A 15,976-nucleotide genomic window follows, 5' to 3' on the forward strand; every position below is an offset into this window, starting at 1 on the left:
CATTATTGGGCTGGGGCGCCGGGACAATAGCCCGGTATGCGAGTGCGCAGGCCATGAATGAGCACGCTAATTGCATCGCGATCAATTGAAAGAGAAAAAGGGGAATATTCAACCCATCGTGCCTCTTCGCAGCCATTGGCGAGTGTTATAGGCTCCGGGGCGGTTCGTTTTTTTAAGTGCTGTCAGATTTGCCAACCGGTTGCCTGCGGTTGGCCTGAAACTTTCTTTGTAGTGAGAAACCATGCAATGCCCACGATTGCGCTACTGATCTGCGATGACTCGAATATGGCGCGCAAGCAGTTACTGAAGGCACTGCCGGCCGGCTGGGATGTGTCCGTGACCCTGGCGACCAATGGCCTTGAAGGTCTGGGCGCGGTGCGCAGGGGCGCCGGTGAAGTGGTGTTGCTGGACCTGACCATGCCGGTCATGGATGGCTACCAGGCGCTGGCAGCGATCCGCGACGAGGGCCTGGAGACCAAGGTTATCGTGGTCTCGGGCGATGTTCAGGAAGAGGCCGTCAGGCGCGTCATGGAACTGGGCGCGCTGGCATTCTTGAAAAAACCGGCCGACCCCGATGAGCTTGCCGCCACGCTGGTGCGTCTGGGCCTGTTCAATCAGACGGTGGCGGCTCAGGCGCCCAGCGTGCCTGTGCCTGCCGTGTCGCCGCGTAGCAGCGAAGGCACCATCAGCTTTCAGGACGCCATGCGCGAGACGGTCAACGTCGCCATGGGCCGTGCCGCGGCCTTGCTGGCCAAGGTGCTGGGCGTCTTCGTGCAATTGCCGGTGCCCAACGTCAACATGCTGGAAGTCGGCGAGTTGCACATGGCGTTGGCCGACACCCAGGACGGCCAACGGCTGACGGCGGTGTGCCAGGGCTATATCGGCGGCGGTATTGCCGGCGAGGCGCTGTTGCTGCTGCACGATTCGGAAATCGCCGACATCGCCCGCTTGATGCACCGCGATTCACCCGACTACAGCGACATGGAAGTGCTGCTGGACCTGTCGACCATCCTCATCGGTGCCTGCCTGAGCGGTATCGGCGAGCAGATCGATGTGCCGTTTTCCCTGGGCCACCCACAGATCCTGGGCCAGCAGGGCGGCAGCGACGCATTGATCAACGTTCGCCAGCAACGCTGGAAACAGACCCTTGCCGTGGAAGTCAGCTACAGCGTGGAAGGGCACGACATTCATTTTGATTTGCTGATGTTGTTCACCGAAGACTCGGTCGAGCGGCTCTCGCGCAAACTGGCCTACTTGACGAGCTGATGTGATGAACGAGCAAATCGATATCAAAGAGCTTCACTGGCTGCTGGCCGTTACCCAGAACATCGACGTCGGGATTGTGGTGCTGGATCGCAACTTTCATGTGCAGGTGTGGAACACCTTCATGGAAAACCGCTCCGGTGTGGTGCCGTTCGATGCCATTGGCCATTCGTTCTTCGACCTGTTCCCGGAGATCAACCGCGCCTGGTTCAGCAAGAAGGTCGAAAACGTCGTCACCCTCGGTACGCCGGCGTTCACCATCTGGGAGCAGCGGCCTTACCTGGTGCGGTTCAAGAACTACCAGCCGATCACCGGGCAAGAGCCGTTCATGTACCAGAACACCACGCTGTTTCCGTTGCGCAGCACCAACGGTCAGATCAGCCATATCTGTCTGGTGATCTACGACGTGACCGATGTCGCGACCAACCGCCATCAGCTGCTCACCGCCAACACCGAGCTGCAACGGTTATCGAGCACCGATCGCCTGACCGGCCTGAGCAACCGTGGTCACTGGGAAGAATGCCTGCGTCACGAGTACGCCCGGCACACCCGTTATGGCAGCGAGGTCTCGATGGTGATGATCGACATCGACCACTTCAAGCGGGTCAACGACACCTGGGGCCACCAGACCGGCGACAAGGTGATTCAGGTGGTGGCCGAGGCCATGCGCACGCACATACGCAGCGCAGACATTGCCGGGCGTTATGGCGGTGAAGAGTTCTCGGTGCTGCTACCCGACACCGACAAAGCAGGCGCCCAGGTGTTTGCCGAGCGGCTGCGCAAGGCGGTCGAGGAGCTGTATGTGGATCACGATGGGCAGCAGATTCGCTGCACCATCAGCCTGGGCGTGGCCGACCTCAGTCAGCCGTCCAGTGATTACAAGGCGCTGATCGAAGCCGCCGACCAGGCGCTGTACCAGTCCAAGAAAAACGGCCGCAACCAGGTGACAGTGGCGTAGTACGGTCGGGCGGCGATCCGTCGGGCGGCGATCCGTCGCCCGCCCGTACTACAGTCAGCAATCAGCGGGTGGTGACGATCTTGTCGGCAGGCTGGGTACGACGACCCAGAATGCCGGCACCGGCTGCGACCAGACCCGAAATTACCAAGGTGATCAGCAGAATCCAGGCACCTTGCGAAACGCGCTTGGCGGTCACTTCAGCGGCTTCACGGGCTTTCTGCTCGGCCTGGGCCTTGAGTTCCTGGTACTTGGCGTAAGCCTGGCGATAGCTGGCCTGGGCCTGATCGACGATCTGGTTGGCTTCGGCATCGGTCTTGTTGCCGCGCGCCTTGATCAGGTTGACCAGCGCCTGGCGATCAGCCGCATCCCATGCTTCGTTGCCCTTGGCTTTGATACGGTCCAGCAGGCCACCGATCTGTTCGTCGGCCTGTTGTGGATTGTTGGCACTGCGCTCGGCCGTATTCTGGGCATCTTCCTGGGTGGCCTGGGCTTCTTGTTTGACATTGTCAGGGTTCAGCTCTGCCTTACCGGTCTGACGCATGGCCAGTTCGATTTCACCTTGAATATCGTTGAGGTTGAAGTCGATGCCCTGTTGTTTCAACTGATCCTGAATCTTGTCGCCCAGTGCCGGCGCGACTTGCGCAATGCCGCTGCCCACTGCCGACAGGCCGCTGCCGGCCAGGTTCAGGCCGCCACGTACCACACCGGTCACGGCGCTGGAGACCAGGTAGACGGTGATCAGCGACACCGAAGCCCAGACCAGCAGGCCATGAAAGGCGCCTTCACGCTGGGCCAGGCGCCCGGCAGCCCAGCCGCCGATGAACAGCGAGATGACAGCGCTGACGACTACCCAGATACCGGCGCCGGTGCCGAGCCCGGACACCGGATTGGCTTCTTTCAGCGGGTCGATGCTGGCACTGCCGATGGCGGTGCCCAGCAGGTTGAGCAACAGCGAAACGACCAGGGCGAGAACGACACCAGCCAGAATAGCGCTCCAGGAAATACGTTTGAGTAATGGCGCCACAGTGTTGTGCGTGGCGTAGTCAGGCGCGGCGTATCCAGCCGTCGAAGTGCGGTCGTCACGAATCATGGTGTGCATCCTTTAAGCAATGGCAGGGACACCGAACAGTGGTGTACTTAGCAATGACTCACGCCGGACTCAGGAAGTTTGAAATTTATTTAAAATAAATACACAGGTTCAGAAGTTGTTAAAAGTTCGTTACGCCTGCTAAAAAAAGAGCACTGAAAGTGCCTGTTTTTTTACCGGTTATATGGGATCCGCCGGGTCATGCTAGGATCGCGATTTTTCCGCCACTCTTCATCAGGGCCATCATGCAACCTCATTCCACGCTCACCGTAGTGCCTGTCAATCGCCCACTGACCGGTCGGGTCAGCCCGCCGGGTTCCAAATCCATCACTAACCGCGCACTGCTGCTGGCCGGTCTTGCCAAGGGCACCAGCCGCCTGACCGGCGCGCTCAAAAGCGATGACACCCGGGTGATGTCCGAGGCGTTGCGGTTGATGGGCGTGCAGGTCGATGAGCCGGATGACAGCACCTTTGTGGTCACCAGCAGCGGCCACTGGCAGGCGCCGGGCCAAGCGCTGGTGCTGGGCAATGCCGGCACCGCAACGCGCTTTCTGACCGCCGCGCTGGCCAACTTCGACGGCGAATTCGTGGTCGATGGCGACGAATACATGCGCAAGCGTCCTATCGGCCCGCTGGTCGATGCCTTGCAGCGCATGGGCGTCGAGGTCAGCGCACCGACCGGCTGCCCGCCAGTCGCGATCAAGGGCCGCGGTGGCCTGGCGGCTGGACGCATCGAGATCGACGGCAACCTGTCGAGCCAGTACGTCTCGGCGCTGCTGATGGCCGGCGCCTGCGCCCAGGGCCCGATCGAGGTGGCGCTGACCGGCAGCGAGATTGGTGCGCGTGGTTATGTGGACCTGACCCTGGCGGCCATGCAGGCCTTTGGCGCTGAAGTAGAAGCCATCGGTGACGCCGCCTGGCGGGTGTCGGCCACCGGCTACCGCGCCACGGACTTTCATATCGAGCCCGATGCTTCGGCGGCCACTTACCTGTGGGCGGCCCAGGCGCTGACCGGCGGCAGCATCGACCTGGGCGTGGCCACTGACGCCTTCACTCAGCCCGATGCGCTGGCCAGCCAGATCATCGAGCGTTTCCCGAACATGCCGGCAGTGATCGACGGCTCGCAGATGCAGGACGCGATCCCGACGCTTGCGGTGCTGGCAGCCTTCAACAATCAGCCTGTGCGCTTTGTCGGCATCGCCAACCTGCGGGTCAAGGAATGCGACCGCATTCGCGCGCTGTCCGATGGTTTGCGTGCCATCGACCCGGCACTGGCGGTGGAAGAGGGCGACGACCTGCTGGTCAATGCCAACCCGGCCTTGGCCGGGCGCACGGTCGATGCGCTGATCGACACCCACTCCGACCACCGCATCGCCATGTGCTTCGCCCTGGCGGGCCTGAAAGTCGCCGGTATCCGCATTCTTGACCCGCTGTGCGTGGGCAAGACCTATCCGGGCTACTGGAAAGCATTGGAATCACTGGGTGTGGAGTTGCAGTCGTAGGAGCAATGCCGATCAGTTAAGACGGTTTTCGCCAGTATTTCGTCTGGCGCCAAATCCGTGGGAGCGAGCGTAGAGCTCGCGAAAGGGCCCGTGCAATCGGACTACGTGCTGTGTCTGTACCCCAGCATTCGCGAGCTAAGGGGGCGGCCATCCGCCTCACTCCTACGGATTTGGCGCCAAGCGAACATCAGGATTGCCGATGGTCGGTCTTTACGCCCGGTAATACCGGACGAACTACTTTTTATAGCCGGTAATTGGGCTATCGAGTAACCAGCCTTATGGCTGCTATACGCATATAACACATGCCATTTGGAGTCTGTTTATGCTCACTATCCGCCTGCCTGCCGATCTTGAAGCTCGCTTGGGAAACCTTGCCAAAGCGACTGGTCGCACCAAAACCTTCTATGCCCGGGAGGCCATCGTCGCGCATCTGGACGACCTGGAAGACTTGTACCTTGCGGAGCAGCGTTTGCTGGACAACCGAACGAGCCGAGCGGATTCCGTTCCCCTTGAAGAATTGATGGAACGCTATCGCTTGGCGGATTGAATTCGACCGCGCCGCAGCATCCAAGAGGCCTTGAAAGGCTCGCGCTTAGGCGATTTTTGGAAGTGTCGCGTGAGTGATTATCGCTTGATATACGCATTCAAACGGCTCAGGGCGTCAGTCAGGCTCTCTCCCTTACGCGCCTGGTGGCTGAGTTCGTAGGCAGAGAGAGCCACCTTTTTAGGTGGCTTGCCCTCAGCAATACGCTTTGCGCAGGGCGTATCAAGAGCGACTGCCGGCTTTGTAGCAGGCACCTGCTTGTGACCAATGACGAAATTCAGATGTGTGATCTTGCGACACGTACGCTTTAACTCGTAATGCACCTGCAGCCGGCTGTGCTCGTTAACCTGGCTGACAGCGGGCTCTATGACATACCGACGCAGGTCAGCCATCAACGTGTACTTGTCACGCAGTTGGAGCCATTTGCGCAGGTCTTCCAGGGCGATTTCTCGGGAACCGATGGTGGTGTACTGGATTAGCATCTCAAACAGCCTGATCCCGTACATGCTGGTCATTCTGGCCACTTCGGCCATGTCGTAGCGGGTGAACTGTTCTTTGAGTTCGGTCAAAAAGGGCAGCATGTCCTTGTTGAACCGCAGATTGATCACCCCGTCCCGATGGCTGTAGACGATGCTCTGCACCCAACTGGCTTCCAGGGTCTTGGATTTACGACCGCCACCATTGGGCTCCAGGTCGATGCTCACCTCTCGTCGGCGTAGCTTGCGCGCGGCTTCAAACAGCTCTTTGTAAATGGACTTGCTGTCCGAGTTGGTAGCCTTGGCGATGCGCGCAACCGGGATGCGGTACATGACCTCATCGGTGATAGGCGCGCCGCGATCAACCTGGGCGATACAGGCCAGCAGGATCCGTTGTTCAGAGACGGAAAGCGTGTAGGACGCCTCAATGAGCGCGTTGGATTTGTAGATTTTTTCGTCGGCCATGATCGTAATGTGGAAATCCCTTATGTCTTTTCATGGTGACCCTGAATCTCTCCACATTACAACCCTGAATCCCTCCACATTTGCCCCTGAATCCCTCCACATCTCACCCTGAATTGCTCCACATTACGACGCTGGAGGCCACGTAGATCAAGGCCTGTAGCGGTCGTAAAAGCTTTAAAAGGAAAAAGTATAAAAAAGGGTTTCAGGCGAAAATCGCCGTTTCTGAATAGGGATGTTGCAAATGTTTCCAGCGCGGTAACCCTGAATCACACCACATCAGGGTGTTTCGAAAAACGTAGGCGAGGCAGCCAATGCAAGGCAAGCCCCCCGGTGATCCAGTTACAAACGGTCCGGCCACCCTGAACCGGCTCCCCATGCGTAATCAGTGACTAAGCCAACCTCGGCAGAGTCGACCCTGAATCCTTCCACATTACGCGTAGGAAGGGTCGCCGGCATGAGCAGGAATATTCCAAACCACCGATGGTCGGTCTTTACGCCCGGTCATACCGAGCGAACTATTCTCGTGAGGGAGTGTTAGGGATAACGCGGCACAAGAAGCGTTTGCGGCTAACACCATCCGAGAAGTCCAGGAGGGATGAATCATGCCCCATGTCATCAGGCAACTGGCCCTGAGCCTTTGCCCTCTTCTGCTGTGTGGCCATGCCGTTCAGGCATCCGCCAATACCTGTCCCGAAGTGTCCAGCATTGTCCAGCAGTCAAGCGCCGATGGAGGCTTTACCTATAGCGCACCGGCCGGCGGTAGTCTCCAGTGGATCGGTGAGAAAACCTACAGAGACAAGCCGGCGCTGGACAAACTGAAGTTCGAATCCGCCCTGTCGACCCCTGATAAGAGCGGCATTCTTTGCCAGTACAAAGAAGGGCAGAACAGCCTGCTTCTGGAGCTCAAGCGTGAGGCGCCGTTCTGCGAAAACGGCATTGAAAGCTGCCTCTTCTCGGTAACCTGAGTCCGGCCCGATAGCCAGCGGCTCAAGGGGTCAGACTGCAAATACCGGCTCTTGCAACCCTTGCACGCCCGGTTGCAGGGCGAACACGCCACCGGCCAGCGGCTGATCGCTGAGGTCGCCGCCCGGGCGGATCGAGGTCACGAACAGCGTGTCCAGGTTCGCCCCGCCAAAGGCGCACATGGTCGGCTTTTTCACCGGCACGGCCAGTGAGCGGTCCAGGCGCCCGTCCGGGGTGAAGCGGTGGATCAGGCCGGCATCGTTGGCGCAGATCCAGTAGCCGCCATCGGCATCCACCGCTGCGCCGTCGGGACGGCCCGGATGCTGCTGCATGTCGACGAACAGTCGCTGGCCGTGCGGCACGCCGCTGTCGGTGTCGTAATCGAAGGCCCAGATCTTCTGCACGTCGGGGTGTGAGTCGGACAGGTACATCGTCCGCCCGTCCGGGCTGAACGCCAGGCCGTTGGGTACTACCAGATCGCTCAGTTGCGCGGTCAGCGTCTGCTCGCCGGCGCTGTAGCGATACATGGCGCCCACGCGGGCACCGGCGGCCATGTCCATCAGCATCGTGCCGGCCCAGAAGCGTCCCTGACGGTCGCAACGGCCGTCGTTGAAGCGCATGCCGGCGCGGGCATGCCCGACCTCGACCAGCAGCGTGCTGCTCAGGCTGCCATCGGCCTGGGGCTGCAGATGAAACAGGCCGTTTTCAAGGCCCGCAATCCAGCCGCCCTGAGCGTGAGCGGCGATGCAGGCGAGCATCTGCGGCGCCTGCCAGCGTTGCTCGCGACCGTCGGCCGGGCTCCAGCGATTCAGTGTGCCGGCCGGGATGTCGACCCAGTACAGCGCCTGTTCGCTGACGCTCCAGACCGGGCTTTCACCGGTGGCATTACGCGCATCGAGAATCAGTTCAGCACTCATGTCATTGGTCTCCGAAAGGGCCACTGGCGGCAAAGGCGCCGCCCTGGTAAAGGCGTGCCGGGTCATCGGCGGCTGGCAGTGGCTGGCGCTCGACCTGGGCACGGAAGGCTTCGGAACTGTCCTTGGGCTGATAGCCCAGATGGCTGGCCAGGCGGTTGTCCCACCATACGGCCTGGTTGGCCGACACGCCGTAGACCACGGTATGGCCGACATCGGGTGCGTACAGGGCGCGTTCGATCAGTTGGGTCAGGTCGTCATAGCTGAGCCAGGTGTTGAGCATGCGGTGGTTCAACGGCTCGGCGAACGAAGAGCCGATGCGCAGGCTGACGGTTTCGATGCCGTAGCGATCAAAGTAAAAGCTGGCCATGTCCTCGCCATACGACTTGGACAAGCCGTAATAGCTGTCCGGGCGGCGCGGCGAGTGGGCGTCGATGACCTGGTCTTGCCCGTAAAAACCGATCACATGGTTGGAGCTGGCAAAAATCACCCGCTTGACGCCATGCCGGCGGGCGGCCTCGTAGATGTGGAACACACCGCTGATGTTGGCGCCGAGGATCTCCTCGAACGGCCGCTCGACCGACACGCCGCCAAAGTGCAGGATCGCGTCGACGCCTTCGACCAGCGCATGCACGGCCTGCTTGTCGGCCAGATCGCAACGCTGGATTTCTTCATGGGCGCCTGCGGCGGGTGCCATCTCGCTGATGTCCGACAGGCGCAGAATGTGTGCATAAGGCCGCAGCGATTCGCGCAGGATTTTGCCCAGGCCACCGGCAGCACCGGTGAGCAGCAGACGATTGAAGGGCGTGGGAGACGGCTGGGACATGAGTAATCCTTGTTGTTGTATGTCGTCATATAACCTGGGCGAATTATTCGTTTGCCCATGGCCGCTTGTCAACGCTTGATGGGGCACGCGTTTTCGCAACAGGCAACGGCTGCGCACAACGTTAAATAGCGCAGTGTTGTCATACAACGCGGGGCCTAACGCACCACCGGCTCCAGCCCGCTGGCACGTATTACCGCCGCCGCCTCTGTCGAGGCCAGGTAGTCGAGCAGCGCCCGCGCATCTTCAGGGTGGCTGCTGCGGCTGGCCACGGCGCCACAATACAGGGTCATTTGCTGAGCCTGGTCGGGAATCAGGCCGACAATCTGAATGCCTTGTGCCTGCTTGAGTTCGCTGAGCTGCTGAAAGCCCAATTGCGCCTCACCGCGCGCCAGTACATCGCCCACCGGCTCTGCGCTGATCATCTGGCTTTTACCCTGCAAGCGTTCGGCGATGTGCATCTGGTTGAACATCACCCGCGACACGTAAAGGCCGCTGGAGCTGTCTGAATAAGCGATGGAGGCCGCGTCCAGCAGGGTCTGGCGGAAGTTCTCCATGGTGCTGATGTCCGGCTTGGCTGCGCCGGCAGGGACCGCCATGGCAATGAAAGCCTTGCCCAGCTCGACCCGGCTGTCGGCATTGGCATGCCCGTCCTTGATCAGGCGCTCCAGCGCCGGGCGGCTCAGTAGTACAACGTCGGCCGGCTCCTGGCGGGCCAGACGGTTAGCGATAGAGTGCGGCGCATTGCCCGCCGAGGGCGCCAGTTGGGCGATGACGCGCACTCCGGTGCGTTTTTCATAGTCGGCGCTCAAGGTTTGAAAGGCGCCCATGGTGGCGCTGGACGCCAGGACAACCAATTGCAGGGGCTTGGCGGTGGCGGCATGAACAAAAGACAGCGGTAAAAAAGACAGAACACCGCTGAGCAGCCAGGGAAGTAATGTTTTCAATTGAAGATGAACCTTGCTGAACTGGAACCGGGAAGTATGTGGCAAAACTACGCAAGCGTTGGACCTTTGCTGAAGATGGCGGGGCTGATCGTGGAAACGCTAGTGGGCCATCCATCGCCTGCCCAGGCTGGCAGGTTAGTTGGCTGCCACACTGTCAGACAATCGTATCTTGTACTTGCGGGCCTGTTATGGCCAACGATCAGCACATGATTGACGCGCGCGCGGTGGCATTGCTACAGCCGCGGTAGCCTTGATCGGCCATTAACATAAACCGTGTTAAAGACCTGACTATATCCATTGATTCGTGGGCCGGTAATCAAAAAGATCTTCTTCGACTGGAGGGTCGATACAGGCCAGCCGATAGGATATTTCAGGCCGTCTTATTCACCCTACTGACAGTCGGTTACACCCATGAACACTGAGTCTGAAATCGATATTTCAGGCCTGAGGTGTTACGACAAACGTGTCGATGATGTCACCTATAGCGTTCCACGCGGCATTACCCGGGAAACCCGGGGCCGGGTGTGGATCGTTCGTGTCCTGAAAAACAAAACAGTGCAGGTGGCCGCGCGGTTCACCGATCTGCGTTTCGGTGGTACCCGACGCGCACTGAATGCCGCCATCCTTCATCTGCTTCACAGCGGCCATGCCTGGCGCCGCGACGATGTCTTGCAATTGAACGAACGCGCTGCGGTTCATTGGCGCAAACGCAGCGGCGTGGGGTTATGCGCCGTGGCCTATGTCACCAGCCGCGGCCCTGGGCGTGGCGAAACCTTCTTTCTTTCAACCTACCGGCGAGTGGCCAGCGGCCGGGGCATGGAGAAATTTCGCGGCAAGCTGGTGAGTGTCCTGGAAAACGCCTGGGAGCGGGTTCACGAGGTCACGAGCACGCCTTACACCGTGCAGAAAAGTATTCGCCAGGAGGTGGACAGCTTGCTCGGCAGTGAGATTTTTCATCGCTTTCAACGGGCCGGCAAGCGCAAGGTCGACCAGATTGCCGTGACCGAATATGTCCAGTCGCTGAGTCGTTACAAGGCGCACTGAGAAGTAATGGTCATGTAACGCAGGTAATAAGATACAGGGCGTTACAGAGGGATTGAAAATGTGATCAAGACCGATTAGTCACCCGTTTTTTTCGGAAATTATTTCCGACTTAATACAAAAGCCCGGCACTTGAACAGTGCTGACCGATGGTCAATAATCGCCGCGCCTTGGAAACAGACCGTTTACAGGGCGCGACGCCGGGAACCAATAATTAGGGTCTATGTCAATTTATCGAGTTGCACAGAGTGCGTTGTTCAACTACATAAGTATGGCGATTTAATATTGTTTTGCCATTTCTGCAGGCCTTGTAGTGAACTGGATCGCAAAATGACGGTGCTGTGCAAGGTTTCACTTATTGGCCTTTGTCGGGCACCGGATAATCGATAGCAGGATATTTCCCATGGCGCCTGATGCTTCAGTCACCGGCGCCGACGGGCACACAGCGCAGAGAATCGAGGCAGGCATCATGCTGAAAATGACACGCAAGGCCAGCTTGGATCTGGATGAGATATTCGAGCATTACAAAGAGCTGGTCGGCCCCGAACAGGCCGAAGCCATTGTCGATGACGTCGTGGCCGAGAGCACAGCCCTGGAGCGCTCAAGCGCCTTGAACCACGCACACTTGCAGCAGGTGCCGGCGGTCTGTGAACTGGCGCTCAAGCGCTGGCCATTCCTGACAACCTTTCATGTCACCCCGGAGTCGGTGCAGATCCTGCGTTTTCTGCACCGTAACGGCCAGCCCATCAACCAGCCGCTGGAGCCGGGCACCGAGGCACGTGTGCAATCGACGGTCAATGTCGACAGCCTGCGTTGCTACGACAAATCCATCGACGGGCTGACCTACAAGGTGCCACGCGGTATCAGCCGCGAGATACGCAGCGCGACCTGGGTGGTGCGGGTGATGCGCGATAAACAGGTCCTGTTGCAGGCGCGCTTTGCCGATGCCTCGTTCGGCAGCACGCTGGGCGCACTGGACGCGGCAAGCATCCACCTGATGCACAGCGGTCATGCGTGGCTTGAAGAAGACATTCTGCAGCTTGACGAGCACTCGGCGGTGCATTGGCGCAAACGCAGCGGCGTGGGCCTGTGTGCGGTGTCCTATGTCGCCAGCAAGGGGCCCGGGCGTGGCGAAACCTTCTTCATCTCGACCTGGAAACGCGTAGAAAGCGGCCGCGGCCTGGACAAGTTTTGCACCAAGCTGGTCGAGACCCTGGCCTGTTCACATGCCTTGCAGCATGGCCTCGACACAGCGCCTGAACCGGTGCTCAGACACCTGCGCGCACAGGCCACAAAACTGATGGCCGGTGCGGCCTTTCAAGCCTTTGTGCAAGCCGGTAAACGCAAGGCCGAACGCATTGCGGTCGAGGAGTATGTCGAGAGCCTCCAGTAACTTATCCCATAAGGAAACAGAGCATTGGATAGCCAAGGGTTTTGGTGTTCTGAGCTGGAAATAGCGCAAGCGCGGCGGTTTAACAAAAAGCTCGCCTGGCTGCCGCGTTTTCGCATCAGAAACCGCATCACGCCTCTGGCGATTCAGGCGCTTCTGCGAACCAGCCAGATCGGTGGCGCCGGCAAGCTCGCCCGGCATGGGCTTGGCGCAGAGCGCAGGATTGTGAGGGTCGGTGAGGCCGCCGTTCCGGTCAGAATCATCCGGCCCACCGGCAAGGCCAAAGGCGTTGTGCTCGACTTCCATGGCGGCGGCTGGGTCATCGGCAACGCGCAGATGAATGACGAACTGAATGTTGGCCTGGTCAAGGCCTGCGAAGTGACGGTGATTTCGGTCGATTACCGACTGGCCGTGTCGACGCCCCTTGAAGGCCTGATGCAGGATTGTCTTTGCGCCGCGCGCTGGCTACTGAGCGACAAAAACACAGAATTTGCCGACCTGCCTGTCACCGTCGTCGGCGAGTCCGCGGGTGCGCATCTTGCGGTGGCTACGCTGCTCGAGCTCAAGGCATGGCCCGACCTGCTGCGGCGTGTCAGCAGTGCCGTGCTGTATTACGGCGTCTTTGACCTGACCGGCACACCCAGTGTGCGCGCCGCGGGCCGCGACACGCTGGTACTGGACGGCCTAGGCATGGTCGAGGCCTTTCGCACCCTCACGCCCGGCCTGAGCGACGCGCAACGCCAATGCGCGCCGGTGTCGCCGCTGTATGGCGACTTCAGCGACTTTCCGCCTGCCTTGATGTTTGCCGGTGAACTGGACCCGCTGCGCGACGACACACTCGGCCTGGCCGAGCGTTGGTCGAAATCGGCAGACGTTGACATGCACCTGTTGCCGGCCGCACCGCACGGCTTCATCCACTTTCCGACGGCCATGGCGAGCAGGGTACTGGTGTATACGCGGGAGTGGGTCACAAAGCGGATGGGTGGCTGACCAGATCATGAAGGGTGGCAGCTGTACGAAGGCGTGCCCTGCAATCGCCGTGTCGTTATCACCGATCAGCCCGTAGCGCATGTCCGCGTAGGTAATAGCGGATATGACAATGCGGTTCTTGCGCGCTGTCTGCTCAGCGAGAGATAACCCGTCAGGCCGCGCTATGCGCAAGGTGATGGTATCCAGCTCGGCAATACCCTCATAAGCCGTGTCGGCAGGCAGGCTAATAGCCTGATTGCTGCCGTTTTGAAGAGAGAAACTGTACGCACGATTCATGCTCGCGCATGGACATACACAAGCAAATACAGAATCACGAACATCGGTATAAAGGATCCAATTGCGCCATTAATGAAACTATTCGGAACGCTCAAAGCCGCAAATAAACGGCATCGGGACAATGGACTATCAAGGCAGTTTGAAAGATCCGCAGCGTTTGAAAAAAATATTTATTAATAGGCTTAATTACAAAAACACGCTTAAGTAAAGCCTGGAATCGCCGATAGTTCACCCACACGCAGCGCTGGCTGCCAAATGGCATTCATTCTTATCAAGGTAGTACTATGCACCCGAGTCGCTGGATAATGCTTAGCAACCTAAGTGTTAGGGCCAAACTTATGCTTGGATTCACACTTCTCATCGGCATGATTTTATTGGTGGCCTACACCGGCTGGAAGGCGACGGAGACTTTGCGCGATCGCAGTGAGCGGATAGAAGATATTGCAAAATTCAGCACCCTGGCCCGAGACATAAGAATAGAGCGGCTGGTCTATATTATTAATGGCACCGATGCACAAGCCGAAAAATGGTCCGTAGCATTGGGGAAGGCAGAAACACAGTTGTATGCAATCAAACCCAATTTTAATTCGGCAGAAAACCGTACACTCTTGGCCGAAGCAGAGACCATTTTAAAACGGTACCGTGAATATTATAATCAGGTCGTGGCGTCTACACGTGAACGGGCCAGTGCACGCCTCGACGCATCGGCCTCAGCAGAGTCTATAAATACCCGGTTATTGGGTTTGGCGGAGATTGCCAACGCGGACGCGGGAAACTTCTCTGAGCGTCAACAGTTAGCGCCGATCTTCATAGCTGTTCAACGAATGCGCGTCAGCTTTCGTACGTACGCGGTGTCGCCCAGCAAGGAAGCCGAAGAAGATGTTCGTAAAACGATTGGTAACGCCAGGGAGCTGGTAAAGAGGTTAGAGTCAACTTCCTTACCGGTTGCTTCTGTAAGTGCTCTGTCTCTGGACCTCCTGGCTTATGAAAAACAGCTGCAGGCGCTGGTGACAACTCAACATAACGTGGACACGGCGCAGGCAGGTATTACATCGTCTATTACAGCGCTGCTCAACCTCACTGAGAAAATGACGGACATTCAAGTGACGTTCAGGTTGTCTGACGTCACCGAGGCTCAGCAGAAGCTGTTGCTGTGGCTGGTGCTTGCCATTTTACTTGGCTTGACGGCGGCCTGGCTGATCACAGGCTCTATTGTAAAGCCGCTTCAGGAGACCGTTATGATCGCGGAAACTGTGGCCAAGGGCGATTTTACATATAACACGCGGGTCAGCAGAAAAGATGAGCTGGGTGCATTGCAAAACAGCATGCAACTCATGACGACTGGTTTGAGAGGGTTGATTGGTGATGTTCGTGACGGCATCGTCCAGGTGTCGAGCGCTGCTGAGCAATTGTCGGCCGTCACTGAACAGACCAGTGCAGGCGTGAATGCGCAAAAAACTGAAACCGATCAGATAGCCACTGCCATGCAAGAGATGACAGCCACGACCCATGAGGTGGCTAGAAACGCTGGCCTGGCTGCAAAAACTGCGGTGGATGCAAGCCGTCAGGCCCTGCAAGGGGACGAGGTCGTTGGCAAGGCGGTCAACCAGATCGAGCTACTGGCCGATGAGATGGAAACCACGAAAGACGCCATGCTCACGTTGCGCAGTAACGCCGACAGTATCGGAGGTGTACTGGACGTTATCAATGCGGTGGCCGAGCAAACCAACCTGCTGGCGTTGAACGCCGCAATCGAGGCTGCACGCGCCGGTGAAGCAGGACGGGGGTTTGCGGTAGTTGCCGATGAAGTTCGCAGTCTCGCTATCCGTACAAGAACCTCGACGGACGAAATTACTCAGTTGATTGCCGGTTTGAACCGCAGCACAGACCGTATGAGCACGGTGCTGCTCCAGAGTACGCAGTTAACGGACAGCAGCGTGCAACACTCCAGGGAAGCGCGCGCCATGTTGAAAGGCATTACGGAGTCGGTCAAGAACATCGAATCGATGAATGAGCAGATTGCCTGTGCAGCTGAACAGCAAAGCGCGGCGGGCGAAGAGATCAGTCGAAGTGTTACGAGCGTCCGGGATATTTCGGACCAGACCGCAGCGGCCAGTGAAGAAACGGCTTCATCCAGTATGGAACTTGCCAGGATCAGTGTGCAACTTCAGGAAATGACCAACCGATTCAAAATCTAGGGGGGTATACGTGGCGTTGACACGAAGCGGCATTTTTTAAATGCCGCGTTTAGCGCACTTGGCAGGTGTGCGTATTCAACGGAAAGTCGATGTGCATTTTTACTGGCTGGAATCACACAAAAGTTGAGGTGTTGCGAAA

The 15,976-nt window shown here is 58.6% G+C and carries 14 protein-coding genes and 1 pseudogene; 10 read left to right on the plus strand and 5 right to left on the minus strand.

Annotation, left to right across the window (positions count from 1 at the left end):
* The first annotated feature begins 246 nt into the window (after positions 1–246).
* A complete protein-coding gene (locus tag ACYAS9_RS09265; RefSeq protein ID WP_463568004.1) occupies positions 247–1,266 on the plus strand; it encodes a response regulator in 1,020 nt (339 codons plus the stop codon).
* Positions 1,267–1,270: 4 nt separating this feature from the next.
* A complete protein-coding gene (locus ACYAS9_RS09270; protein ID WP_463568005.1) occupies positions 1,271–2,221 on the plus strand; it encodes a sensor domain-containing diguanylate cyclase in 951 nt (316 codons plus the stop codon).
* A gap of 61 nt (positions 2,222–2,282) precedes the next feature.
* Here ACYAS9_RS09270 and ACYAS9_RS09275 read toward each other — a convergent pair whose 3' ends face one another.
* On the minus strand, positions 2,283–3,311 hold the full coding sequence (locus tag ACYAS9_RS09275; RefSeq protein WP_463568006.1) for a YrzE family protein: 1,029 nt from the start codon (positions 3,309–3,311) through the stop codon (positions 2,283–2,285).
* Between the two features lie 242 nt (positions 3,312–3,553).
* On the opposite strand from ACYAS9_RS09275, the gene ACYAS9_RS09280 reads away from it, so the two are divergent.
* Together ACYAS9_RS09280 and relB are read left to right on the plus strand one after the other, a co-directional pair.
* Positions 3,554–4,810 carry a 3-phosphoshikimate 1-carboxyvinyltransferase gene (locus tag ACYAS9_RS09280; protein WP_463568007.1) on the plus strand — a complete coding sequence of 419 codons (1,257 nt, stop codon included), beginning with the start codon at positions 3,554–3,556 and terminating at the stop codon, positions 4,808–4,810.
* 322 nt (positions 4,811–5,132) lie between these two features.
* On the plus strand, positions 5,133–5,357 hold the full coding sequence (relB, locus tag ACYAS9_RS09285; RefSeq protein WP_463568008.1) for a type II toxin-antitoxin system RelB family antitoxin: 225 nt from the start codon (positions 5,133–5,135) through the stop codon (positions 5,355–5,357).
* A 77-nt stretch (positions 5,358–5,434) separates the two neighbouring features.
* Here relB and ACYAS9_RS09290 read toward each other — a convergent pair whose 3' ends face one another.
* On the minus strand, positions 5,435–6,295 hold the full coding sequence (locus ACYAS9_RS09290; protein ID WP_463568009.1) for a replication initiation protein: 861 nt from the start codon (positions 6,293–6,295) through the stop codon (positions 5,435–5,437).
* Positions 6,296–6,897: 602 nt separating this feature from the next.
* Here ACYAS9_RS09290 and ACYAS9_RS09295 point away from each other — a divergent pair.
* Positions 6,898–7,260, plus strand: a complete 363-nt coding sequence (locus ACYAS9_RS09295; protein WP_463568010.1) for a hypothetical protein — start codon at positions 6,898–6,900, stop codon at positions 7,258–7,260.
* A gap of 30 nt (positions 7,261–7,290) precedes the next feature.
* Here the strand turns inward: ACYAS9_RS09295 and ACYAS9_RS09300 are convergent, their stop codons facing one another.
* The 3 genes from ACYAS9_RS09300 to ACYAS9_RS09310 form a co-directional block, all read right to left on the minus strand.
* Complete coding sequence (locus ACYAS9_RS09300) at positions 7,291–8,175, minus strand: glucurono-1,5-lactonase (RefSeq protein WP_463568011.1); 885 nt, start codon at positions 8,173–8,175, stop codon at positions 7,291–7,293.
* A gap of 1 nt (position 8,176) precedes the next feature.
* A complete protein-coding gene (locus ACYAS9_RS09305; protein ID WP_463568012.1) occupies positions 8,177–8,998 on the minus strand; it encodes an NAD-dependent epimerase/dehydratase family protein in 822 nt (273 codons plus the stop codon).
* Positions 8,999–9,153: 155 nt separating this feature from the next.
* The gene (locus tag ACYAS9_RS09310) at positions 9,154–9,942 is read right to left on the minus strand and encodes a substrate-binding domain-containing protein (protein WP_463568013.1); all 789 of its coding nucleotides are present in this window, start codon (positions 9,940–9,942) and stop codon (positions 9,154–9,156) included.
* 411 nt (positions 9,943–10,353) lie between these two features.
* On the opposite strand from ACYAS9_RS09310, the gene ACYAS9_RS09315 reads away from it, so the two are divergent.
* The 5 genes and pseudogenes from ACYAS9_RS09315 (at position 10,354) to ACYAS9_RS09335 (ending at position 15,837) form a co-directional block, all read left to right on the plus strand.
* The gene (locus ACYAS9_RS09315; protein WP_463568014.1) at positions 10,354–10,986 is read left to right on the plus strand and encodes a hypothetical protein; all 633 of its coding nucleotides are present in this window, start codon (positions 10,354–10,356) and stop codon (positions 10,984–10,986) included.
* A gap of 466 nt (positions 10,987–11,452) precedes the next feature.
* The gene (locus tag ACYAS9_RS09320; RefSeq protein WP_463568015.1) at positions 11,453–12,376 is read left to right on the plus strand and encodes a type II toxin-antitoxin system RelE/ParE family toxin; all 924 of its coding nucleotides are present in this window, start codon (positions 11,453–11,455) and stop codon (positions 12,374–12,376) included.
* 24 nt (positions 12,377–12,400) lie between these two features.
* Complete coding sequence (locus ACYAS9_RS09325; RefSeq protein ID WP_463568016.1) at positions 12,401–13,363, plus strand: alpha/beta hydrolase; 963 nt, start codon at positions 12,401–12,403, stop codon at positions 13,361–13,363.
* A gap of 641 nt (positions 13,364–14,004) precedes the next feature.
* Positions 14,005–14,979 (plus strand): annotated as a pseudogene (locus tag ACYAS9_RS09330) (methyl-accepting chemotaxis protein); the annotation flags it as partial.
* Positions 14,974–15,837 (plus strand): methyl-accepting chemotaxis protein, encoded by an 864-nt coding sequence (locus tag ACYAS9_RS09335; protein WP_463568032.1) that lies wholly within the window; start codon positions 14,974–14,976, stop codon positions 15,835–15,837. The pseudogene ACYAS9_RS09330 and the gene ACYAS9_RS09335, both read left to right, overlap by 6 nt.
* Positions 15,838–15,976: the final 139 nt, after the last annotated feature.

This window comes from Pseudomonas sp. HP_08, assembly GCF_055284095.1.